This is a genomic window from Serratia sp. CY82433 (genome assembly GCF_052166535.1).
Taxonomy (GTDB): domain Bacteria; phylum Pseudomonadota; class Gammaproteobacteria; order Enterobacterales; family Enterobacteriaceae; genus Serratia; species Serratia sarumanii.
This window is the reverse complement of record NZ_JBJNOR010000006.1, coordinates 1-22,678: the sequence shown is the minus strand read 5'-3', so window position 1 is coordinate 22,678 and position 22,678 is coordinate 1. Positions and strand designations below refer to the sequence as shown.

Annotated in this window: 21 protein-coding genes, 2 tRNA genes and 1 rRNA gene; 7 read left to right on the top strand and 17 right to left on the bottom strand. The window is 60.8% G+C overall.

What is annotated here, in order from left to right:
* Positions 1–86: 86 nt before the first annotated feature.
* On the top strand, positions 87–854 hold the full coding sequence (locus ACJ8PI_RS21030) for a CDP-diacylglycerol diphosphatase (RefSeq protein ID WP_399574305.1): 768 nt from the start codon (positions 87–89) through the stop codon (positions 852–854).
* Here ACJ8PI_RS21030 and ACJ8PI_RS21025 read toward each other — a convergent pair whose 3' ends face one another.
* Positions 855–2,894: an AsmA family protein gene (locus ACJ8PI_RS21025; protein WP_164141690.1), complete on the bottom strand. Its 2,040-nt coding sequence runs from the start codon at positions 2,892–2,894 to the stop codon at positions 855–857.
* 90 nt (positions 2,895–2,984) lie between these two features.
* Positions 2,985–3,776 carry a cyclic-guanylate-specific phosphodiesterase gene (pdeH, locus tag ACJ8PI_RS21020; RefSeq protein WP_319861576.1) on the bottom strand — a complete coding sequence of 264 codons (792 nt, stop codon included), beginning with the start codon at positions 3,774–3,776 and terminating at the stop codon, positions 2,985–2,987.
* Positions 3,777–4,018: 242 nt separating this feature from the next.
* On the opposite strand from pdeH, the gene ACJ8PI_RS21015 reads away from it, so the two are divergent.
* The 3 genes from ACJ8PI_RS21015 to ACJ8PI_RS21005 all read left to right on the top strand — a co-directional run bounded on the left by ACJ8PI_RS21015 (position 4,019) and on the right by ACJ8PI_RS21005 (position 5,889).
* Positions 4,019–4,951 (top strand): sugar kinase, encoded by a 933-nt coding sequence (locus tag ACJ8PI_RS21015; RefSeq protein WP_319861577.1) that lies wholly within the window; start codon positions 4,019–4,021, stop codon positions 4,949–4,951.
* A 66-nt stretch (positions 4,952–5,017) separates the two neighbouring features.
* Positions 5,018–5,197 (top strand): hypothetical protein, encoded by a 180-nt coding sequence (locus ACJ8PI_RS21010; RefSeq protein WP_033649970.1) that lies wholly within the window; start codon positions 5,018–5,020, stop codon positions 5,195–5,197.
* Positions 5,194–5,889, top strand: coding sequence for a LuxR family transcriptional regulator (locus ACJ8PI_RS21005; protein ID WP_041037126.1), 696 nt, complete (start codon positions 5,194–5,196; stop codon positions 5,887–5,889). Before ACJ8PI_RS21010 ends, ACJ8PI_RS21005 begins: the two co-directional genes overlap by 4 nt.
* Before the next feature lie 53 nt (positions 5,890–5,942).
* Here the strand turns inward: ACJ8PI_RS21005 and ilvC are convergent, their stop codons facing one another.
* The gene (gene ilvC / locus ACJ8PI_RS21000) at positions 5,943–7,418 is read right to left on the bottom strand and encodes a ketol-acid reductoisomerase (RefSeq protein ID WP_004929973.1); all 1,476 of its coding nucleotides are present in this window, start codon (positions 7,416–7,418) and stop codon (positions 5,943–5,945) included.
* Positions 7,419–7,586: 168 nt separating this feature from the next.
* Here ilvC and ilvY point away from each other — a divergent pair, with 168 nt between their 5' ends.
* The gene (gene ilvY, locus ACJ8PI_RS20995) at positions 7,587–8,477 is read left to right on the top strand and encodes an HTH-type transcriptional activator IlvY (RefSeq protein ID WP_033636409.1); all 891 of its coding nucleotides are present in this window, start codon (positions 7,587–7,589) and stop codon (positions 8,475–8,477) included.
* Positions 8,478–8,485: 8 nt separating this feature from the next.
* Here the strand turns inward: ilvY and ACJ8PI_RS20990 are convergent, their stop codons facing one another.
* The 10 genes from ACJ8PI_RS20990 to ACJ8PI_RS20945 form a co-directional block, all read right to left on the bottom strand.
* Positions 8,486–9,187, bottom strand: a complete 702-nt coding sequence (locus tag ACJ8PI_RS20990; protein WP_060425248.1) for a DUF2461 domain-containing protein — start codon at positions 9,185–9,187, stop codon at positions 8,486–8,488.
* Positions 9,188–9,208: 21 nt separating this feature from the next.
* Positions 9,209–9,787: a hypothetical protein gene (locus tag ACJ8PI_RS20985; RefSeq protein WP_049234775.1), complete on the bottom strand. Its 579-nt coding sequence runs from the start codon at positions 9,785–9,787 to the stop codon at positions 9,209–9,211.
* The gene (locus ACJ8PI_RS20980; protein WP_033654501.1) at positions 9,787–10,782 is read right to left on the bottom strand and encodes a hypothetical protein; all 996 of its coding nucleotides are present in this window, start codon (positions 10,780–10,782) and stop codon (positions 9,787–9,789) included. The genes ACJ8PI_RS20985 and ACJ8PI_RS20980 overlap by 1 nt, the downstream gene beginning before the upstream one ends.
* Before the next feature lie 112 nt (positions 10,783–10,894).
* Complete coding sequence (gene ilvA, locus ACJ8PI_RS20975; protein ID WP_015379394.1) at positions 10,895–12,439, bottom strand: threonine ammonia-lyase, biosynthetic; 1,545 nt, start codon at positions 12,437–12,439, stop codon at positions 10,895–10,897.
* A 5-nt stretch (positions 12,440–12,444) separates the two neighbouring features.
* A complete protein-coding gene (ilvD, locus tag ACJ8PI_RS20970; RefSeq protein WP_033649965.1) occupies positions 12,445–14,295 on the bottom strand; it encodes a dihydroxy-acid dehydratase in 1,851 nt (616 codons plus the stop codon).
* A 76-nt stretch (positions 14,296–14,371) separates the two neighbouring features.
* Positions 14,372–15,298: a branched-chain amino acid transaminase gene (locus ACJ8PI_RS20965; RefSeq protein WP_033636413.1), complete on the bottom strand. Its 927-nt coding sequence runs from the start codon at positions 15,296–15,298 to the stop codon at positions 14,372–14,374.
* 23 nt (positions 15,299–15,321) lie between these two features.
* A complete protein-coding gene (gene ilvM, locus ACJ8PI_RS20960) occupies positions 15,322–15,579 on the bottom strand; it encodes an acetolactate synthase 2 small subunit (protein WP_004929955.1) in 258 nt (85 codons plus the stop codon).
* The gene (gene ilvG, locus ACJ8PI_RS20955; protein ID WP_164134906.1) at positions 15,576–17,222 is read right to left on the bottom strand and encodes an acetolactate synthase 2 catalytic subunit; all 1,647 of its coding nucleotides are present in this window, start codon (positions 17,220–17,222) and stop codon (positions 15,576–15,578) included. The genes ilvM and ilvG overlap by 4 nt, the downstream gene beginning before the upstream one ends.
* A 142-nt stretch (positions 17,223–17,364) precedes the next feature.
* The gene (gene ilvL / locus ACJ8PI_RS20950) at positions 17,365–17,463 is read right to left on the bottom strand and encodes an ilv operon leader peptide (protein ID WP_013814970.1); all 99 of its coding nucleotides are present in this window, start codon (positions 17,461–17,463) and stop codon (positions 17,365–17,367) included.
* 133 nt (positions 17,464–17,596) lie between these two features.
* Positions 17,597–18,829: an MFS transporter gene (locus tag ACJ8PI_RS20945; RefSeq protein ID WP_049234772.1), complete on the bottom strand. Its 1,233-nt coding sequence runs from the start codon at positions 18,827–18,829 to the stop codon at positions 17,597–17,599.
* A 341-nt stretch (positions 18,830–19,170) separates the two neighbouring features.
* Here ACJ8PI_RS20945 and ACJ8PI_RS20940 point away from each other — a divergent pair, with 341 nt between their 5' ends.
* Positions 19,171–20,694 (top strand): YifB family Mg chelatase-like AAA ATPase, encoded by a 1,524-nt coding sequence (locus tag ACJ8PI_RS20940; protein ID WP_164134905.1) that lies wholly within the window; start codon positions 19,171–19,173, stop codon positions 20,692–20,694.
* A gap of 27 nt (positions 20,695–20,721) precedes the next feature.
* Here the strand turns inward: ACJ8PI_RS20940 and ACJ8PI_RS20935 are convergent, their stop codons facing one another.
* Positions 20,722–21,060 (bottom strand): DUF413 domain-containing protein, encoded by a 339-nt coding sequence (locus ACJ8PI_RS20935; protein ID WP_004929946.1) that lies wholly within the window; start codon positions 21,058–21,060, stop codon positions 20,722–20,724.
* Between the two features lie 119 nt (positions 21,061–21,179).
* Between ACJ8PI_RS20935 and hdfR the strand changes: the two genes are divergently transcribed.
* Positions 21,180–22,007 (top strand): HTH-type transcriptional regulator HdfR, encoded by an 828-nt coding sequence (hdfR, locus tag ACJ8PI_RS20930; protein ID WP_033636417.1) that lies wholly within the window; start codon positions 21,180–21,182, stop codon positions 22,005–22,007.
* 261 nt (positions 22,008–22,268) lie between these two features.
* On the opposite strand, the gene ACJ8PI_RS20925 is transcribed toward hdfR, so the two are convergent.
* The 3 genes from ACJ8PI_RS20925 to rrf all read right to left on the bottom strand — a co-directional run.
* A tRNA-Trp gene (locus ACJ8PI_RS20925) sits at positions 22,269–22,344 on the bottom strand.
* Between the two features lie 51 nt (positions 22,345–22,395).
* A tRNA-Asp gene (locus tag ACJ8PI_RS20920) sits at positions 22,396–22,472 on the bottom strand.
* Positions 22,473–22,566: 94 nt separating this feature from the next.
* Positions 22,567–22,678 (bottom strand): 5S ribosomal RNA (rrf, locus tag ACJ8PI_RS20915); the annotation flags it as partial.

The following is a 22,678-nucleotide window of genomic DNA, read 5'->3' as shown; positions in this document are numbered from 1 at the left end:
CTCACTGCGGGGGCCGCACGCGTTGTTCGTTTACTGTCATAAAACCGGGCTATGCTGGATGTTTCTCTCGGTAACAGGATCGGCCGATGTCTCTGCGTCGTGGAGTATTTGTCTGCGTTGCGCTGCTGGCGGCTCTCGCCATCGCGCTCTATTACGGGTTGAAGCCTGATCATCCCGATGCGCTGTGGCGCATCGTCAGCCAGCAATGTCTGCCCAATCAGCAAGCGCATGACAACCCGGCGCCCTGCGCGCAGGTAGATGTGCCGGCCGGCTTCGTGGTGTTTAAAGATCGCAACGGGCCGCTGCAATACCTGCTGATGCCCAGCGCCAAAATCACCGGGATAGAAAGCCCGGCGGTGCTGGACGCCACTACGCCGAATTTCTTCGCCCAGGCCTGGCGCGCGCGCCACGTGATGGCGGAACGCTATGGCAAACCGATCGACGATGGCGATATTTCACTGGCGATCAACTCGGAATATGGCCGCACGCAAAACCAGCTGCACATTCATATCTCCTGCCTGCTGCCGGCGGTAAAACAGCGGCTGGCGCGGATCGGCCCCGATTTTATCGATCAATGGCAACCGCTGCCCGGCGGCCTGTTGGGGCATGACTATCTGGGGCGGCGGGTGACCCCCGCCGAACTGGAACAACAGGGCGCCTTCCGCCTGTTGGCTTCCGGCCTGCCGCGCGCCGAAGGGCGCATGGGCAGCTTCGGCCTGGCGATGACCGCGCTGCCGGACGGCGATTTCCTGCTGCTGGCGACCGAGCGCAGCCTGCTGCCGTTTACCCTGGCCTCGGCGGAAGAGATCCAGGATCACGACTGCCGGCTGCTCACGCCGCCGCCGCACGCCTGACTATTTTTTGCCTTTCATCTCCCGCAGGATCTGCCCGCACTGGTTCTCCTCGCCGCCTTCACTGGGTGAAACCAGCGCCAGCAGCGCCGCCGCCGGCGTCAGCACCGCGCCCAACGCCACCGCCGCCGCGCCGCGCGCGATCAGCGGCCCGGCTTTGACGCCGGCGTCGGGGTGCTTAAAGGTGCCTTTCACGTACAGCGGCGAGCGCAGGGTCAGCACGCGCATCCCCTTGCTTTCCGGATCGATGGACAAATCCAGCCGTTCGGTGGCGAGGTTGGTGTTGCCGGTGATGTTGATCACCGCGTTCTCGGTGTCGAACACGAACAGCCGTGGCGCGGCGACGCCGTTACGGATGCCGACATCCGCCGCCGCGCAGTTGATGCCCACCACATCGTCACCGAACAGCTGCGCCACCAGATAGTTGCCAACGTTCAGACCGAGGATTTCCATCAGGCTGCGGCTGATCACCCCGTTATTGATCAACAGGCGCAGGTCGCCGTTGCTGGTCGCCAGCAGCTCGGCTACCGAATTGCCGCTGCCCGTCAGCCTGGCGTCGCCGTTCATCTGCCCGAGGCTGCGCTTCATCGCCGCCACGTTCGGCAACAGCTGTTTGAGCTGGAGTTTGCGCGCGTGCATATCCACCTGGCCGCGCATCGGCTTTTTGCCGCCGTCGAGGCGCACCACGGCGTTCAGGCTGCCGCCCGCCATGCCGAAGCGCAGCGGATCCAGGCGCAGTTCGCCATTGTTCAGCTTCAGATGCGTGGCCAAATCGCTCAGCGGCAAATCGCTGCCGCGTTCGATACGCGCGGCGGCAAACTTCACGTCCGCATCCATCTTGCGCCAGCTTTGCGTATCGAACTGTTCGACCGGCAGCACCTTATCCGCCGGCTGGCGGCTCTTCTCGCCGCGCCCGGCTTTGGCGGCGTTGGAGTCCGCGCCGATCAGCGGCGCCAGATCCGCCAACCTCAGCTGCCGGGAGCTCACCGCGCCGCTCAGCGTCGGCCGCGGCTTACCGGCAACGTATTTCAAATCGCCGTGAATGTCGCTGTCACCGATTTTGCCGTCGAATTTCTGATATTCGAACACGGCGCCGCCCGGCTGATGCAGGCGGGCAATCAGATGGCCATCGGTCGCATACGGCGGCGTGTTCGGCAGCAGCACGCCGGTCAGGCCATAGAGATTACCCAGGCTTTCGCCGGAAAATTTCAGCTGCACGTCCAGCCCGCCGAGGTTCAGCGGATCGGTCAAGGTGCCCGCCACCGCCACCCGGGTACTGCCGGAGCGCACGTCGGCCTGCAGCGGGAACGGCAGATCGGCGCTCTGCAGCGACAGCATGCCGCCAATCTTGCCGCTGCCGCTCAGCGGCTCGCCGTTGTATTTGCCCTTGACCTGCCAACCGAAGACGTAGTCAGGAGTGGCGGCCTTGCCGCTGCTCTGTTTGCCGGTCACTTCACTGAACGGCAGCGGTTTGCCGAGCGGATCGATGACGGCGCGGAAGTCCGCCTTCAGCGTGGCGTCTTTAAAGGCGATCTGCCCCTTGTCGAACACGATGTCGTGAACGGTGAACGACCAGTCGGAAGGCGGTTGCTGCGGATCCTGGCCAGCGGCCAGGTCAAACGTCCAGTTGTTGTCGCCGTTGGCCAGGCGTTGCAACGACGCATTCGGCTGCTTGAGCCAAATGCGCGGGATCAGCAGTTCTTTCTTCAGCAACGCCAGCGGTGCGATGCTGGCGTCGACGCGCTGCAGCGTCACCATGCTGTCGCCGGGCATGTTTTTCGGGTTACCCAGCCACACGTCTTCGGCGTGAATATGCGGCCAGGGCACCCAGGCGCGCCAGCCGCCCTCATCCCGGTTACGCGACCAGTCGACGCCCAGATCGCCGCGGATGGCGAACGGCCGCCGCAGTTCTGCCGACACTTTGTCGTTGATGGTGGGCTTGAGTCGATTCCAGTCGAAGGTAGCGATGAAGATCGCCAGCGCGGCGACCGCCAGCAGCACAATGCCGCCCAGCCAGCTGAAAACCTTTCCTGTTCTTGTCATAGGGCTCCCTCAGCACATAAACCGGGCTGCCGAATGAAAGGAAAAGGAATGAGCAGCCCCGTTTAAGATTAGCTGAGGATAGGCCGGAGTTCACGCCGGCGCGCCGGGCGCGGCGAACAGCGTCGGTACGCTGTGTAAATTTTCAAAGCATGCCGGGCGGGAAAGATAGTAACCCTGCGCGGCCAACGCGCCGGAACGCTGCACCAGCCGCCACTCCTGCTCGGTTTCCACGCCTTCGACGATCACCCCGTCGCTGTGCTGGTTCATCATCTTGATCAGGGTGCCGAGCAGCTGCACGCCCTCTTCAGACTGTTTAAGCAAGGTGAACAATTCGCGCGCTACCTTGATGTATTGATAGCGCCAGGCGCCGACGGCGGAGAAGTTGGCCAGCCCGCTGCCGAAATCGTCCAGCCACAGCCGTTCGCCGCCGACCATCTGGTGCAACGGGCGGTTTGACGCCGTTTCGGCGTGCTCCACCAGTTCGAAGCGCAGATAGGGCATCTCGGCGATCTGCCGCTGCAGCTCGCTATGGCGCTGCAACGCTTGCAGCGCCATGCCGTCGATATTGACCGACACCATCAACGCGTGGCGAATGAACAATGCCTGCCAGCGCTGCAACAGCGCCAGCTGTTCCTGGATCACCCGCAAACGCTGGGCGACGCCGAGCGAGGAAAAATACTGTTCCGGGGATTGCCGTTTGTCCGGTTCATTCGGGTGATATACCGCCGTCAGCAGTTCCACCGCCAGCAGCGCGCCGCTGGTGCGATAAATCGGCTGGAAGGTATACAAGCGCCGGCATTGCCGCCAGTAGCGCCGCGATTTGGCGCAGGCATAGAGGGCAAAACAGGGCGCCAGCAGACCCGAGATCAGGTTGGTTATCATCGGTACTATCGCCGTGGCGGGGAAGTGAGAGCGCTGCCGCTGTTTCTTTACCCAGCTTATCGGCCGCGCCGCGCAAAACTTTAAGCACGAATTGCCGCACGGTTTCTTCTTCACCCTGTTTTGGCATGGGCCGATCGCGATCATAAAAAAAATCAAAACACCGTTTTAATTTATTGACTCCCTCACCGCCTTGCGTGGAGACTGGCGGTTGTTGCTTCTTCTTTAGCCAGGGCTTATTGACGATGACTATCCGAAATCTCGCCGTGATCGGCGAATGCATGATCGAACTGTCGCAGCAGGGCGCACAGCTGACGCGCGGCTTTGGCGGCGATACCCTCAACACTGCCGTCTACCTCGCCCGCCAAATGCCGGAACAGACGCTGCAGGTGCATTACGTCACCGCGCTCGGCACCGACAGCTTCAGCGACGAGATGCTGCAGGCCTGGCGGCAAGAGAAGATCGAGACCGGACTGATTCAGCGGTTGGAAAACAAACTGCCGGGCCTGTACGTGATCGAAACCGACGCCGCCGGCGAACGCACCTTCTACTACTGGCGCAACGACGCCGCCGCCCGGTATTGGCTGGCGGGCCCCCAGGCCGACGCACTGTGCGCCCGGCTGGCGCAGTTCGATTACCTGTACCTCAGCGGCATTAGCCTGGCGATCCTCGCGCCTGCCGACCGCACGAAGCTGCTGGCGCTGTTGCGCCGCTGCCGCGCCAACGGCGGCCAGGTTATCTTCGACAATAACTATCGCCCGCGCCTGTGGCACAGCCGTGAGGAAACGCAGCAGGCCTACCGTGAGGTGCTGGCCTGCACCGACATCGCCTTCCTGACGCTGGATGACGAAGAGTCGCTGTGGGGAGCGCAGCCGGTTGAACAGGTGGTGGCGCGCACGCAGGCGCTCGGCGTCGGTGAGATCGTTATCAAACGCGGCGCGGATGCCTGTCTGGTGCTCAGCGTGGAGGGAGAGCGGCTTGAGGTGCCGGCGATCGCGCTGCCGCCGGAGCGCGTGGTGGATACCACCGCGGCGGGCGACTCTTTCAGCGCCGGTTATCTGGCGGAACGCCTGAACGGCGGCAGCGCCCAACAGGCGGCGCAGCGCGGCCACCTGCTCGCCGCAACGGTGATCCAACACCGCGGCGCCATCATTCCCGCAGCGGCGATGCCCGCATAGCCAATAAGGCGGCGGCGAGGTAGCCTCGCCGCCCGCACAATAGATCCCAGAAGCATTGATGAGAGGATGATTGAAAGAATTTCCCTGGCGTTGGCTTATTTCCGCCCAGAGCTGCTAAGCTCGGGTCTTGGCATTGCTGCCTTTTTGAATTTATTAGCCGAGTATAAATTTCAATCCGCCGCACTGACTAGCTGGACTTTGGTGCAGGTCGGGCTGAGCCGCGAACGACAGGGAGGTTACCAATGACCGTCACATTCGCCAACGCCGTCGCCGCAAGACTGCATCTTGACGGCCGACTGCACGCCTTCAGGCAATTCAAATACGCTTATTTGACCTTCAACAAACACCTTCCCGATCGCCATCTGCTGGTCTCGAGCTACCCGCAAGAATGGCTGGACATCTACAGCGCCAATCGCTATCAGCGCATCGATCCCGTCGTGCGCGCCGCCCATAGTCGCTGCGCGCCCTTTATGTGGCACGACACCCCCGTCACCACCGAGGATCGGCATTACCGGAAGATCTTCAGCCAGGCGCGGGAGTACGACATCGTGCACGGCTGCAGCTTTGTTTTGCACGATCACGACAACAACCTGGCGATCTTGTCGATCAGCGCCACGGCAGCCGATGACGCCGAACTGCGGCAGCTGATGGAAGACGAGAGGTCCAGCCTGCAGATGGTATTGGTCGATACCCACCAGCACGCTCTGGCCTTGGCCAGCGCCGAGGCAAGCCGGACAGACCGGCTCTCGCCGCGCGAAGGGGAAATCCTCTACTGGGCCAGCCAGGGCAAAACCTACCATGAGATCGCGCTGATCCTGGGGATAAAAACCGGCACGGTGAAGTTTCACATCGGCAATGCGGTGCGTAAGCTGGGGGTCGCCAACGCCAAACACGCGATCCGGCGCTGCCTCGAACGGCAATTGATCACGCCACCGTAGGCATAAAAAAGCCGGCATCGCTGCCGGCTCTGTGTGCTTTGCCTTGCGGGAAATCAGCCCGCAACGGCGATGCGCTTCATGTCGGTCATGTAGCCACGCAGTTTGCGGCCGACGGTTTCGATAGGGTGGCTGCGTACCGCTTCGTTCACGTCACGCAGCTGCGCGTTGTCCACCGCCGTACCCGCCACGGCTTTACCCAAATCGCCCGCCTGCAGGGTGGTCATGAAGTCCTTCAGCAACGGCACCGCCGCGTTGGCGAACAGGTAGTTGCCGTACTCTGCGGTATCGGAGATAACCACGTTCATTTCATACAGACGCTTACGCGCAATGGTGTTGGCGATCAGCGGCAGCTCGTGCAGCGATTCGTAGTAAGCCGACTCTTCGATGATGCCGGCATCGACCATGGTTTCGAACGCCAGCTCAACGCCCGCTTTCACCATCGCCACCATCAGCACGCCGTGATCGAAGTACTCTTGCTCGCTGATTTTGCCTTCAAACTGCGGCGCATTCTCGAACGCGGTTTTGCCGGTCTCTTCGCGCCAGGTCAGCAATTTCACGTCGTCTTCCGCCCAGTCGGCCATCATGCCGCTGGAGAAAGCGCCGGAGATGATGTCGTCCATGTGCTTCTGGAACAGCGGCGCCATGATGGTTTTCAGCTGTTCGGACAGCGCATAGGCGCGCAGCTTGGCCGGGTTGGACAGGCGATCCATCATCAGGGTGATGCCGCCCTGCTTCAGCGCTTCAGTGATGGTTTCCCAGCCGAACTGAATCAGTTTCTCGGCGTAAGCCGGATCGGCGCCCTCTGCAACCAGCTTGTCGAAGCACAGCAGCGAACCCGCCTGCAGCATGCCGCACAGAATGGTCTGCTCGCCCATCAGGTCGGATTTCACTTCGGCGACGAAGGAGGACTCCAGCACGCCGGCGCGGTGGCCACCGGTCGCCGCCGCCCAGGCCTTGGCGATCGCCATGCCTTCGCCTTTCGGATCGTTTTCCGGGTGAACCGCAATCAGGGTCGGCACGCCGAAGCCGCGCTTGTACTCTTCACGCACTTCGGTGCCCGGGCACTTCGGCGCGACCATCACCACGGTGATGTCTTTGCGCACCTGCTCACCCACTTCAACGATGTTGAAGCCGTGGGAATAACCCAGCGCCGCGCCGTCTTTCATCAGCGGCTGCACTGCGCGCACCACGGAAGAGTGCTGCTTGTCTGGCGTCAGGTTGACCACCAGATCCGCCTGCGGGATCAGGTCTTCGTAGGTACCGACCTTAAAGCCGTTTTCGGTCGCCTTGCGCCAGGAAGCGCGCTTCTCGTCGATCGCTTCTTTGCGCAGGGCATAGGCGACGTCCAGGCCGGAGTCGCGCATATTCAGCCCCTGGTTCAGCCCCTGGGCGCCACAGCCGACAATCACCACTTTTTTACCTTTCAGGTAGCCGGCTTCGTCAGCAAATTCGTCGCGCGCCATAAAGCGGCATTTACCCAATTGCGCCAACTGCTGACGCAGGTTCAATGTGTTGAAATAGTTAGCCATGGTGGTACTCCGGTTTGATGTTGTCTTGCATTGTTATTTTCATTCCCCGCCCTGTCTGTGCGGAGATTCGTTAAACTCAATGTATAACAGGAAATGCGTTGCTTAAATTGATATATTAAGAACGTGGTATTGCAATTTATGCAACACTCTCACTGCGAGCGTATCGATATGGATTTACGTGATTTAAAGCTGTTCCTGCATCTGGCCGAAAGCCATCACTTCGGGCGCACCGCCAAGGCGATGCACGTCAGCCCGTCGACGCTCTCCCGCCAGATCCAGCGGCTGGAAGAGATCCTCGGGCAGCCGCTGTTCCTGCGCGATAACCGCACCGTGCAGCTGACCGACGCCGGCGAACAGCTGAAAGAATTCGCCCAGCAAACGCTGCTGCAATATCAGCAGCTGAAGCACTCACTCGGCCAGCACGGCCCTTCGCTCAGCGGCGAACTGCGGCTGTTCTGCTCGGTGACCGCGGCGTACAGCCACCTGCCGCCGATCCTCGATCGCTTCCGCGCGCAGCACCCGCTGGTGGAGATTAAGCTGACCACCGGCGACGCCGCCGACGCGGTCGACAAAGTGCAATCCAACGAGGCCGATCTCGGCATCGCCGGCCGGCCGGAAACGCTGCCCGCCAGCGTGGCGTTCACCAAAATCGGCGAAATCCCGCTGGTGCTGATCGCGCCGGCGCTGCCCTGTGCGGTGCGCAGCCAGGCATTCGCCGACAGGCCCGACTGGGCCGAGATCCCGTTCATCCTGCCGGAGCACGGCCCTTCGCGAAAACGCATCGAGCTGTGGTTCCGCCGCCACCGCATCAGCAATCCGCTGATTTACGCCACCGTCGGCGGCCACGAAGCCATCGTGTCGATGGTCGCTCTGGGCTGCGGCATCGCGCTGATCCCGAGCGTGGTGGTGGACAACAGCCCGGAGCCGGTACGCAACCGCATCTCGCAGTTGGATAACATCTCGATGGTCGAACCGTTCGAGCTGGGAGTCTGCGTCCAGAAAAAGCGCCTCAGCGATCCGCTGATCGACGCCTTTTGGCGCTTGCTGCATCCCCGCTGACGCGGGGTTTACAGATCCGCCGGATCGATCTGCTTCATCGTCTCTACCTGCATCAGCCAGTGGTAGAGCGGCTCAAGCTGCAAAAATGCCCCGGCCAGCAGCGGCACCAGATCGGCACTGAACAGCTTTTCCACTTCGCTGTCGGTCACCATCACCGCAAACGACTTGCGGTTGTACCAGGTGGCGATCTCCGCCGCCTGTTCCTTCACCAGCGGGCGCTTGTAGCTCTCGCCCACCAGCTCGAACGGCGGCCGGCAGCAGGCGGCCACCTCAAGGAAAGGCTGCGGCCGCTGCCTCAGCGTATGACGGAACAGATCCATGGTCGGCTTGTTGGCGCTGTAGTAGCCGAGCCCATAGCGCAGCATGTCCGGCCCCAGTTCGAAAAAGTAGACCGGCGCGTCTTTCCAGTCTTTGCTCGGGCGCTTGAACGTCAGCCACATGCGGCTGCGGTAGCGCGATTTGTCATGTGAAAAACGCGTATCGCGATGAATGCGCGACAGCGTTTTGCCGATCGCCGGGCGAGTCTCGAACAGCGGATCGATCGCCAGCATGCCGGGAGCCAACTGCTCCACCAGCGCGCGAAACGGCGCCAGCAGCTCGCGATCGTAGATGTCGCGGTTGCCGTCGAACCACGCCTTATCGTTCTCGATCCGCACCTGCTGCAGGAAATTCAGACCCTGCTGGCTAAAGCCGGAGAAGGGTTGCGTCATAAGTTTTTCCGTTCTGACGGTTTATCGGGTGTTGCGCAGATCTTCTCTCTGCCAACGGCGTTTGATAAATACGCGCCGACGCGTGCGAAAATAAGCGACATAGAGATAGAACGCCGCCCGGTTGCTGAATAGCGCCCCGCCAACCACGCCCCCCAGCAGCATGGCGACAGTGGCGATGCCGGTCATCCCCGCCGCCCACGCCGCCGCGGCGCCAAGGCAAAACAGGCCGAGCATGCCAAGGTAATATTGCAGCAATACCACCCCGCTGTTTTTACCCTGCACCAGTTGGAACAGGATCAACGTCATCCACACCGCCACGATCGCGCCGCTGCCCATGAGAACGGCGGCGGAAGTCTTGCCGCTCCAGGCGGCCGCCACGTCCGTGGCCAGGCCCATCACGCCCGCCAGCCCCAGCGTCAGGCAAACCATCAGCAACATGACATTGCCGACGCCCGGCGGCGACAGCCGCTGGCCCGGCGTCAGGAAATGCTGCTCGAGCTGCGCATCCACACCGGCGAAAAGCGCGCCATCGCGCGCCGCGATTTGGCGTTCCATCTCCCGGCCCTGCGCGATCAGGCGTTTAATCATCCAGTCCGCCATTACCTCACCATCTGCGGCAATTTCTGCATAATGCCCACAAAATACTGCCCGGTGGTTTTCACATTCACCGGCGCAGACAGGGTGCCGCTGATGCCGCTGCCCACGAACGTCAATGAGTTATTGAGCGCCGAATGCAATTGCTGGCGCAGCCCGTTTTGGATCGCTTCCGTCGGGTAGCGCTTCGGGTATAAGCCGTTCTTCACCATCTCTTTCAAGACGTTATTGGAAATTCCCGGATTTTCCGCCCGAATGATGTTTTCGGTCAGCCGCTTCCTTTCGCTACGGGGCATGCTTTTCAGCCATTCCGTCGCCTTGCGCGCCGAAATGCGGCGCATGGCGCGGTAGGTCATCGTCGCTTCCTTCAGGGCAGCCCCGGCACTGGCCAGCGAGATCACATCGAGCACGGTACTGGTAGCGATATACCACTGTTCTGAGTCGAGCTGAGCCAGTTCATCGCCTTTCCCGTCATAAAGCTTGTTGACGCGGTACAGCCCATTGCCGCACTGCAACGCGCTGGCAGCCATGCCGGCATAACCCAGATAAGCCACCGCCGAGCTGGTGCCGCCGGTAAACGGCACGGCGACGCTGCCCGACGCCAGTAAAAATACCGATACCAGCAGCGTTCCGCACGACAGCGCGGCCGAGGCCAACTCTTTGCTGACGCTGGGTTTGCTCAACGCTTCCGACAGCGTATTGGTCGCGGCAACGCGTGAAGTATGAGCCACCGTTTTGCTGATGACCACGTGGGTAACCTGCGAAGCGTTTGAGTAACCGGTGTGCTGCGTCGGGCGGACTAAAAATGAGTTCTGCCCGTCGGAAAAAATAATGCCCACGCCATGAAAGGCGAGGCTGCAGTCCAGCGAGTCCTGCAAGGCTTGCAGATTAATATCGCGATAGAATTCTTGTACGCCGGTATTGCCCAACAGGCGGGCAAACTCGGCGTTGGTCAAATCGTCTTCGGGGGAACCGAACGGCGTAGAAAAAGCGGTTTTCATTGTCGTGCATCCCTATACGTCAGAAGTCTTGGCAGTATAAAAATGCACGACAAAATCACAACCATGCAACCCATAAACTGACTAACGCGTCACGGTTGCTTATCAATCCGACTCACCCCTGCAAAAAGAAGCGGAACGCTGGGTTGTCGGTTTCGTCGTGGCAATCGTAGCCCAGCGCCTGCAGGTGACGCTCGAATTCCGGCTCGCTTTGCGCCAGCTCGAAGGCCGCCAGCACCCGGCCGAAGTCGGTGCCGTGGCTGCGATAGTGGAACAGCGAAATGTTCCAGTGCGTGCCCAGCGTCTGCAGGAACTTCAGCAGCGCGCCCGGCGACTCCGGAAACTCAAAGCTGTACAGCCGTTCGCGCAGCGGCTTCGACGGACGCCCGCCCACCATGTAGCGCACATGCAGCTTGGCCATCTCGTCGTCCGACAGATCCACCACCTGATAACCGTCGGCGTTGAGTTCGTCGATGATCTCCCGCCGTTCGGCGTGGCCGCGCGTCAGACGCACGCCGACGAAAATGCAGGCGTTGTCGGCATCGGCGTAGCGGTAGTTGAATTCGGTCACCGAGCGGCCGCCCAGCAGTTGGCAAAACTTGAGGAAGCTGCCCTGCTGTTCCGGAATGGTTACCGCCAATAGCGCTTCGCGCTGTTCGCCCAGTTCGCAACGTTCGGAAACGTAGCGCAGCCCGTGGAAGTTGAGGTTGGCGCCGGACAGCACGTGCGCCAGACGCTCGCCCTGAATGTTGTGCTGCTGCACGTACTTTTTCAGCCCCGCCAGCGCCAGCGCGCCGGAAGGTTCGGCAATGGCGCGCACGTCCTCGAACAGATCTTTGACCGCCGCGCAGATGGCGTCGCTGTCCACGGTGATCACGTCGTCCAGATACTCACGGCATAGGCGGAACGTTTCGTCTCCGATGCGCTTCACCGCCACGCCTTCGGCGAACAACCCGACGCGCGCCAGATCCACCGGATGGCCGGCATCCAGGGCCGCGCGCAGGCAGGCGGAGTCTTCCGCTTCGACGCCAATCACTTTGATCTGCGGCATCAGCTGCTTGATCAGCACCGCCACCCCGGCAGCCAGGCCGCCGCCGCCGACCGGCACGAAGACCCGATCCAGATGCGCGTCTTGCTGCAGCAGCTCCATCGCCAGCGTGCCCTGCCCGGCGATCACCGTCGGGTGATCGAACGGCGGCACGAAGGTCATGCCCTGCTGCTGGGAAAGCTCGATCGCCTTCGCCTTGGCCTCGTCGAAATTGGCGCCGTGCAGCAGCACTTCGCCGCCGAAACCGCGCACCGCATCCACCTTGATGTCCGCGGTGGACACCGGCATCACGATCAGCGTTTTGATCCCCAGCCGTTTACCGGAGAAGGCGACGCCCTGCGCGTGGTTGCCGGCCGAAGCCGTTACGACGCCGCGCGCCTTCTGCTCTTCGTCCAGCCCGGCGATCATCGCATAGGCCCCGCGCAGCTTGAAGCTGTGCACCGGCTGGCGATCTTCGCGCTTCACCAAAATGGTGTTGCCGAGGCGCGAAGAGATTTTGCTCATGGCCTGCAACGGGGTGACCTGCGCCACCTCGTAGACCGGCGAGCGCAGTACCGCTCGCAGATATTCCGCGCCGCAGGGGGCGCTGGGTAGGGGTTGAGAGACCGCCATGCTGCTTATCCCCCCAGTTTGCTCTTGTCGCGCACCGCGCCTTTGTCGGCGCTGGTGGCCAACGAGGCGTAAGCGCGCAGCGCGAAGGACACCTGACGTTCACGGTTTTTCGGCGTCCAGGCCGCATCGCCGCGCGCCAGTTCCGCCTCATGCCGCGCCGCCAGCTCCTGCTCGCTGACATCCAGCTGGATGCCGCGATGCGGAATGTCGATCGCGATCATGTCGCCGTCCTGCACCAGGGCGATCAGGCCGCCGTTGGCCGCCTCCGGCGAGGCGTGGCCGATGGACAGCCCGGAGGTGCCGCCGGAGAAACGTCCGTCGGTGATCAGCGCACACGCCTTGCCCAGCCCCATCGATTTCAGATACGTGGTTGGGTAAAGCATTTCCTGCATGCCCGGCCCGCCTTTCGGCCCTTCGTAACGGATAACGACCACGTCGCCCGCCACCACTTTGCCGCCGAGGATAGCTTCTACCGCATCATCCTGGCTTTCATAGACTTTGGCCGGGCCGCGGAAGGTGAGGATTTCCTTGTCTACGCCGGCGGTTTTGACGATGCAGCCATTTTCCGCCAGGTTGCCGTACAGCACCGCCAGCCCGCCGTCCTGACTGTAGGCGTGCTCACGGGTGCGGATGCAGCCCTCCTTGCGGTCGGTGTCCAGCGAATCCCAGCGGCAGTCCTGAGAGAATGCCTGCGTGGTGCGGATACCGGCCGGCCCGGCGGAGTACATTTTCTTGACGCTTTCGTCGCGGGTCAGCATCACGTCGTAGGCTTCCAGCGTCTGCGGCAGGGTCAGCCCCAGCACGTTGTTCACCTCGCGGTTCAGCAAACCGGCGCGATCCAGCTCGCCGAGGATGCCGATTACGCCGCCGGCGCGGTGCACGTCTTCCATATGGTATTTCTGCGTGCTCGGCGCCACCTTGCACAGGTGCGGCACTTTGCGCGACAGGCGGTCGATGTCTTCCATGGTGAAATCCACCTCGCCTTCCTGCGCCGAAGCCAGCAGGTGCAGCACGGTGTTGGTCGAGCCGCCCATGGCGATATCCAGCGTCATGGCGTTTTCAAACGCCGCCTTGTTGGCGATATTGCGCGGCAGCGCGCTTTCGTCGTCCTGCTCGTAATAGCGTTTGGTCAACTCGACGATGCGCTTGCCGGCGTTGAGGAACAGCGCTTTGCGATCGGCGTGAGTCGCCAACAGCGAGCCGTTGCCCGGCTGCGACAGGCCCAGCGCTTCGGTCAGGCAGTTCATCGAGTTGGCGGTGAACATGCCGGAGCAGGAACCGCAGGTCGGGCAGGCGGAACGCTCGATCTGCTCGCTGTCGGCGTCGCTGACGTTCGGGTTCGCGCCCTGGATCATCGCGTCCACCAGATCCAGCTTGATGATCTGATTGGAGAGTTTGGTCTTGCCGGCTTCCATCGGGCCGCCGGAGACGAAGATCACCGGAATGTTCAGGCGCAACGCCGCCATCAACATGCCCGGGGTGATCTTGTCGCAGTTGGAGATGCACACCATCGCGTCGGCGCAGTGGGCGTTCACCATATATTCGACCGAGTCGGCGATCAGTTCGCGCGACGGCAGGGAATAGAGCATGCCGCCGTGGCCCATGGCGATGCCGTCATCCACCGCGATGGTGTTGAACTCTTTGGCCACGCCGCCGGAGGCTTCGATCTGTTCGGCGACCAGTTTGCCCAGATCGCGCAGATGCACGTGACCCGGCACGAACTGGGTAAAGGAGTTGACCACGGCGATGATCGGCTTGCCGAAATCGGCGTCGGTCATCCCGGTCGCGCGCCACAATGCGCGGGCACCCGCCATGTTGCGGCCGTGGGTGGTGGTGGCGGAACGGTACTTAGGCATGCTCTTTTCACTCCAAATGTATTTATGACAGGCGGCGAACGAACCGCCTGGATATTCTTATCTGTCTGTCTTGTCGTTACGGATTGACCGGATCCAGCCAGCCGTATTTGTCTTCTGTCTTGCCGCTGAACAGGCCGAAGAACGCCTGTTGGATCTGTTTGGTCACCGGGCCGCATTTGCCGATGCCGACCTGAATGCCGTCCACGCTGCGCACCGGCGTGATTTCCGCCGCGGTGCCGGACATGAACACTTCGTCGGCCAGGTACAGCGATTCGCGCGACAGCACCTGCTCACGCACTTCGAAGCCCATGTCTTTCGCCAGCTTGATGATCGCGTCGCGGGTGATGCCCGGCAGCGCCGAAGAGGTGAACGGCGGGGTGTAAATCACGCCGTCTTTCACTTCAAACAGGTTCTCGCCCGCCCCTTCGGAAATGTAGCCGTGCACGTCGAGCGCAATGCCTTCCTGATAGCCGTGGCGACGCGCTTCGCTGCCCACCAGCAGGGAGGAAAGATAGTTGCCGCCGGCCTTGGCCGCGGTGGGGATGGTGTTTGGTGCGACGCGGTGCCAGGAGGAGACCATCGCGTCGATGCCTTGATCCAGCGCTTCTTCACCCAGATAAGCGCCCCAAGGAAACGCCGCGATAATCACGTCCGTTTTGTAACCGGCCGGCGGGTTGACGCCCATGCCGACATCGCCGACGAACACCAGCGGGCGGATGTACGCGCTGACCAGGTTGTTCTTGCGCAACGTGGCGCGGCAGGCTTCCATCAGTTCGTCAACGCTTTGCGAAACCGGCATGCGGTAGATTTTCGCCGAATCGTGCAGGCGCTGCATATGCTCGCGATGACGGAACACTACCGGCCCCAAGTGCGAGTCGTAGCAGCGCACCCCCTCAAATACCGACGTGCCGTAATGCAGCGCGTGCGACATCACGTGCACTTTGGCCTCGGCCCAGGGAACCATCTCACCATTGAACCAAATGTAATCGGCTTTCTTTGTCATTGTTATTTATCCTTCTCAGCGCCTCAGGCGCGTATTTGTTGTGATGTTGGCTGCTGGATCTCGACGCAGGAGACGTCCATCAGTTTGCTTAATTGAGATGACAACAGGGCAACCGGACGCGGGCTGGCAACGGTCAATTCGATATTGATGCTGTCGGCGTTGGCCGGGGAAACCATATTCATAGCACAAACCTGAAAGCCGCGATGACGCACGACCCGCAATACGCGCTCTAACATTTCGGGGCGAAAACGCGCCTGGATCGAGAGTTGATGCTGCATCATGATATTTCCTCCAACATGGTTTCGTTGCCGGCGCCCGGCGGCACCAGCGGCCAGACGTTTTCGAGTTCGTCGATAGAGACCTGCAGCAGATAAGGGCCTGCGGTGTTGAACAGCGCCTCGAGCGCGCCCTCCACCTGATCCTTGCGGCTGATGCGCTGGCCGGGAATGCCGAAGGCGGCGGCCAGCATCAGGAAGTCGGGGTTATCGGACAGGTTGGTTTCACTGTAGCGGCCGTCGAAGAACAACTGCTGCCATTGACGCACCATTCCGAGGCGCTGGTTGTCCAGCAGTACGATCTTCAGCGGCAGCTGTTTGCGCTTGATGGTGCCCAGTTCCTGCACGTTCATCATGAAGGAGCCATCGCCCGAGACGCAGATCACCGTATCTTGCGGGCGCGCGATCTGGGCCCCTACTGCCGCCGGCACGCCGAACCCCATGGTGCCGAGGCCGCTGGAGGTGATGAAATTCTCCGGGCGTTCGAACGTCATGTGCTGCGCGCTCCACATCTGGTGCTGGCCCACGTCGGTGGTCACTACGCTGTTGGCCGGCTTGCGGGCGGACAGCTGGCGCAAGAACAGCGGCGCGTAGATCGGCTGGCCGGGGTGATCGTAGCGGCAGGCGTGGTCGGCTTTCAGCGCCGTCACCTGCTGCTGCCAGGGGGCGATGTTCAGCGGGCGCTGCAACGCCGGCAGCAACGCTTTCAGATCGCCCTGCAGGGCCACATGCGCCTGGCGCAGCTTGCTCATTTCCGCCGGGTCGATATCCATGTGGATCACTTTGGCGTGCGGTGCGAAGGCGTTCAGTTTGCCGGTCACGCGGTCATCGAAACGCGCGCCGACGGCAATCAGCAGATCGCACTCCTGCACCGCCAGGTTGGCAGCCTTGGTGCCGTGCATGCCCAACATGCCGAGGTACAGCGGATCTTGCGCATCCGGCGCGCCCAGCCCCTTCAGGGTGGCGACGTTCGGCATGCGGGTCACGGCGATGAACTCGCGCAGCGCCGGCACCGCCTGCGCCATGCCCACGCCGCCGCCGACGTACAGCATCGGTTTGTGCGCCTGCGCCAGCAGCTCGGCCGCCTCCGCCAACGCCGCCGCCGGGAATGCCGGCGCTTCGTCGACCGGCATCAGATGCGGGTGCAAATCGCCCTGCGCCAGCTGGATGTCTTTCGGGATATCGATCAGCACCGGGCCAGGACGGCCGCCTGCGGCGATGGCGAAGGCTTCCGCCATGATGCCCGGCAAGGCGTCCAGCGATTCCACCAGGAAGCTGTGCTTGGTGCAGGCCAGAGACAGGCCAAGAACATCGATCTCCTGAAAGGCATCGGTGCCGATCAGCGCGGAACCCACCTGACCGGTGATGGCGACAACGGGAACGGAATCGAGCAGCGCATCAGCCAGGCCGGTGATCAGGTTGGTGGCGCCAGGGCCGGAAGTGGCGATGCAAACGCCGACTTTGCCGGTGGCGCGGGCGTAGCCGATGGCGGCCATCGCGGCGCCCTGTTCATGGCGGCACAGCAGGTGTTCCACACCGCCGTCGTACAACGCATCGTACACCGGCATGATTGCCCCGCCCGGATAGCCGAATACGGTATCCACACCCTGCGCACGCAACGCTTGAACTACCCACTGAGCGCCATTCATAGTTATTTCCCCGCCTTACTTCGACAACCGCAGGATTTTGTTCTGTTTTTCATGCTCTGCCCCTTGCTCCACTTTTCTCTTGCCAATAAAAAACCCCCGGACCTGACGGTGCGGGGGTTCTCTTGCGATTCCGGCTTGTTTGCTAAGCCTTTCTTCGTCCAAGTGCAGCCCCGCACGGTGGGATAATAATCACCACCACGCTAATCACGACTAGGCTAATCACTTGGGCAAAGGCTTTCATAATGGGTTTGTTCACTGTGCTCATTCAGAACTAATGCTTACAGAGGTACCATAGTCGCGCGCGGCATGACAACACTTTTTTTGCGTTATTATTCGGCGCAATCTGGTCATACCTCACGCGAATCGCCCGGATTTCACACGTTGGCGCGCACGCCCGGATTTTTCACCGCGTCTGTTATCGCCTTACCGCGCGTATCCTTACCGAAGAACACCAACAGGGCGATCGCCACCGCCACCGTACCGGCGACGATCGCCATCGCCAGGCCGTAATTATGCCCATGATGCTCGGCGATGGTGGCTTGCAGCGTGGCGTTGACCGAAGCGATCAGGTTACCCAACTGGTACACGAACCCCGGCAGCACCGCGCGGGTGTTGGCCGGCACCAGCTCAGTCAGGTAGGTCGGCACCACGCCCCAGGCGCCCTGCACCATGAACTGCATCAGGAAAGCGCCGATCCCCAACATCAGCGAACCGCTGGAAAATGCCCACAGCGGGATCACCGGCAGCGCCAGCAACGCGGCGATGATGATCGCTTTTTTGCGGCCGATCTTTTCCGACAACGAACCGAAGAAAACGCCGCCGATAATTGACGCGATATTGTAGCTAATGGCGATGATACTAACGGTTTTTGGATCGAAACCATGCTGAACTTTCAGAAACACCGGATACAGATCCTGCGTGCCGTGGGAGAAGAAATTGAACGCCGCCATCAGCAGCACCAGATAGCAGCACAGCTTCCAGTGGCTCTTCAACACCGGCAGCAAGGCAGAGCTTTCCTTGCGTTCACGCGCCGCCAGCCACACCGGCGACTCCTGCACGCAATAATAAATAAACGGCAGCAGCAGGATCGGCGCCGCGCCGATGACAAACATGCCGCGCCAGCCGACCGTTTCGAACAACAGGCCGTACACCACCGCCGCCAGCAGATAACCGAACGGATAGCCGGCCTGGAAAATGCCCGACATCAGGCCGCGCGAGCGGTCCGGTATGGTTTCCATCGCCAACGACGACGCAACGCCCCAGATGCCGCCCATCGCAACGCCGTACAACACCCGCAACAGCAAGAAGACCGTCAGCGAGGGCGCGGCGGCGGAGAGCAGCTCAAACACCGAGAAGAAGACGATATTCAGCATCAGGATCGGCTTGCGGCCATATTTTTCCGCCGCACGCCCGAAGATCAGCGCGCCAATCGGGCGCACCGCCAGCGTGAGCAGAATCGCCAACGTCACCTGTTCCAGACCGACGTGAAAGGATTGCGCGATGTCACTGAGTAAGAATACCAGCACGAAAAAATCGAAAGCGTCGAGCGTCCAGCTTGAAAAGCTGGCGATTGCCGCGTTGCGTTGCAGCGGGGTCCAACCAAACATAGTGTTATCCCTACCGTAGAGTACGAAGTCAGGAGGTTTAGCGGCTGCCGGGCAGAATGCGGCGGCGGTCGGGGTTTGTTAAATAAGTGATTTTTCTTTTAATCAATTGTTAAATACACCCGTTAACCCTATGGTTGCAATGCGTATGGGCCGCTAATATGTTGCAGCCTTCAGCGAATTGTTAATGGGTATTGCCGCAGGTTGCGAGGCGGCTCGCACAACCTCATTTATTTCGATGAAAATCAGCGATTACTCTGCTAAATACATCGAAAAACCACCAATAACGCCGCGCAATGCCCGGATGAATCACGCATCATGTCGCCCTTAGCAAGGAGAGCGATATGTCACTGGCGGTAATCTATAGCCGCGCCATCATCGGCGTTCAGGCCCCTTCCGTGACGGTGGAGGTGCATATCAGCAATGGCCTGCCCGGCCTGACGCTGGTCGGCCTGCCGGAAACCACGGTAAAAGAGGCGCGCGATCGGGTGCGCAGCGCCCTGATCAATAACGGTTTCACCTTTCCCGCCCGGCGCATCACCGTCAATTTGGCGCCCGCCGATCTGCCGAAAGAAGGCGGGCGTTACGATCTGCCGATAGCGCTGGCGATCCTCGCCGCCTCCGAGCAATTGCCCCTCGCACCGTTGGCGCGCTACGAGTTTCTTGGCGAGCTCGCGCTGTCCGGCTCACTGCGCGCGGTCAGGGGCGCGATCCCGGCGGCGCTGGCGGCGACTGATGCCGGGCGGCAACTGATTCTCTCAACGGACAACGCCGCCGAAGTCGGCCTGATCGCGCAGTCGCACTCCCATACCGCCCGGCACCTGTTGGAAGTCTGCGCCTTTCTGCTCGGCCAGGGCGAACTGCCGGTGGCGGCCACGCCTCCCGCTGCGGACACCGCCTGCGACAGCGCCGATCTGCGCGATATCATCGGCCAGGAGCAGGCCAAGCGGGCACTGGAGATCGCCGCCGCCGGCGGGCATAACCTATTGCTGATTGGGCCGCCGGGCACCGGTAAAACCATGCTGGCCAGCCGCCTCACGGGCCTACTGCCACCGCTCACGGAGCCTGAGGCGCTGGAAAGTCTGGCGGTCGCCAGCTTGCAGCATCACATTCCCGCTGCCCTACCATGGCGCCAGAGGCCGTTTCGCGCACCGCACCACAGCGCCTCGATGGCGGCATTGGTCGGCGGCGGCTCACTGCCGCGACCGGGCGAGATCTCGATGGCGCATAACGGCGTGCTGTTTCTGGATGAACTGCCGGAATTCGAGCGTAAGGTACTGGATGCGCTGCGTGAGCCGTTGGAATCCGGCGAGATCGTGATTTCACGCGCCAACGCCAAGGTCTGTTTCCCCGCCAGAGTGCAGCTGATCGCGGCAATGAACCCCAGCCCGACGGGGCACTATCAGGGGTTGCACAATCGCGCCTCACCGCAGCAGGTGTTGCGCTATCTGGCCCGGCTGTCAGGGCCTTTTCTCGACCGTTTCGATCTGTCTATCGAAGTGCCGCTGTTGCCGCCGGGAACACTCAGTCATCGGAAAACACACGGAGAAAGCAGCGAACAAGTGCGGAAAAGAGTGCTGCTGGCACGCGCCCGGCAACTTGAACGCGCCGGTAAAGTCAACGCGCTGCTGAGCAACCGCGAAGTGGAACGGGATTGCGTTCTGCAGGCGGCAGACGCCGAGTTTTTGGAAGCGACACTAAACGCGCTGGGGTTATCGGTTCGCGCCTGGCAGCGCATCTTGAAAGTGGCGCGCACGCTGGCGGATTTGGCGGGAGATGCTGAGCTCGACAGGCGCCACCTCAGCGAAGCGCTTGGCTATCGCAGCATGGACCGCCTGCTGTTACAACTGCACCGTAGTCTGGAATGAAAATGGGGCCCGCAGGCCCCATCGTCTTTAGTCTTCGCTGTCGCTGTAATCTTCTACTGCGTCAGCCTGCGGTTTACCGCCGGACAGAGTATGGAATTTCTTCGGGCGACGTGTGCGCGCCAGATATTTAGCCCATACTTTTTCCTGCTCGGTAGCCGCTTCGCGCTCACCGCGGCACACTGCGACGAACAGTTGTTCTTCTTCAGTGGCCGGCTGGCGTTTGCCCGAGTCCAGCTCGTTAAACGCGTAGCCGAAGCGCTCTAGCAATTGCGCCTCTTTAATGGTGAAATCGCCGTGACGGGAGAACCCGCGAGGGTAATGTTTATTATCAAAAAAACGATTGGTCGTGGTGAAGCTATCCGCCATCTGACACGCTCCTAATTCTCTTATGGCCGTGCTGTTTATGGCGCGGAGTATTAGATAGGCTTGACAGCGTGTAAAACAAAACATTTAAATCTTAACGACAAATTTTTTTGGAGATAGGTGTGGATACCGAATTACTGAAAACCTTTTTGGAGGTCAGTAGAACGCGTCACTTTGGCAGAGCCGCAGAATCTTTGTACTTAACGCAGTCCGCGGTCAGTTTCCGCATCCGTCAGTTAGAAAACCAGCTGGGCGCCAATTTATTTACCCGTCATCGCAATAATATCCGCCTGACGCCTGCCGGCGAGCGGCTTCTGCCCTATGCCGAGAGCCTGATGAACACCTGGCAGTTGGCGAAAAAGGAGGTCGTGCGTTCGCTGCAACACACCGAGTTGTCGATCGGCGCTACCGCTTCGCTGTGGGAAGCCTATCTGACCCCTTGGCTACAGGCGCTCTATCAACAACGCGAAGCGCTGCAGCTAGAAGCCAGGGTGGCATTAAGGCACTCTTTGGTAAAACAACTGCATGAAAGGCAGCTCGATTTACTGATCACCACTGAACCGCCTAAGATGGATGAATTGGCCAGCCAGCAACTGAGCAATTTCTCATTACGCCTGTTCTCATCCGCGCATCGTGACAAACAGGCCCCCATGCCCTACATCAAGCTGGAATGGGGAGCCGACTTCCACCAACAGGAAAGCCGCATGCTGGAAGGTGATAACGTGCCGGTGCTTACTACCACCTCCGCTCACCTGACGCGTCAGCTGTTGGAAACCACGGGTGGATGTGCTTTCCTGCCCAGCCAGTGGGAAAAAGAGTATCCACAGTTGGTGGCCGCCACCGAGATCCCGCCGATTATCCGCCCACTGTATGCCGTCTGGTTGCAAAACAGCGATCAACAGCCTTTGATTCGGCAATTACTTAAAATACCTTTAAATACCGCAGCCTAAAGCGTTATGGCGGCCTTAAACGCCGTCATCGTGGTCATGCCTGTCTATCACGCCAAAACGCGCTCATCGCCTTCTGAGAGAAGATAATGCAAAACGAGATAAGAATCAGGAGGCCGGCAGGATAGAGTTCGGAGGAACATGAAGCAACCAGGATCGGGCAAACATCGGCATATAGCGTCAAAAGCGTTCTATTCCAAAGCGGTAAGGAAGAAAAATGATAGGCAAAAAAAAACCCTTTGCTTTCGCAAAGGGTTCTTAATATGGCAGGGGCGGAGAGACTCGAACTCGCGACACCCGGTTTTGGAGACCGGTGCTCTACCAACTGAGCTACGCCCCTAAATCTCGCTTAACATTATGCCTGCTAATAAAGCAGGCATAATTAAATAAGTGGCGGAACGGACGGGGCTCGAACCCGCGACCCCCTGCGTGACAGGCAGGTATTCTAACCAACTGAACTACCGCTCCACCGATTCTTTTACGTTGCATCTTTCGATGCTGGCAATATCGCGCTCTGCGATTTGCGCATTACCAGTCGTCACGCTGATAACGTTTATTTGATGCCTGGCAGTGTCCTACTCTCGCATGGGGAGACCCCACACTACCATCGGCGCTACGGCGTTTCACTTCTGAGTTCGGCATGGGGTCAGGTGGGACCACCGCGCTATTGCCGC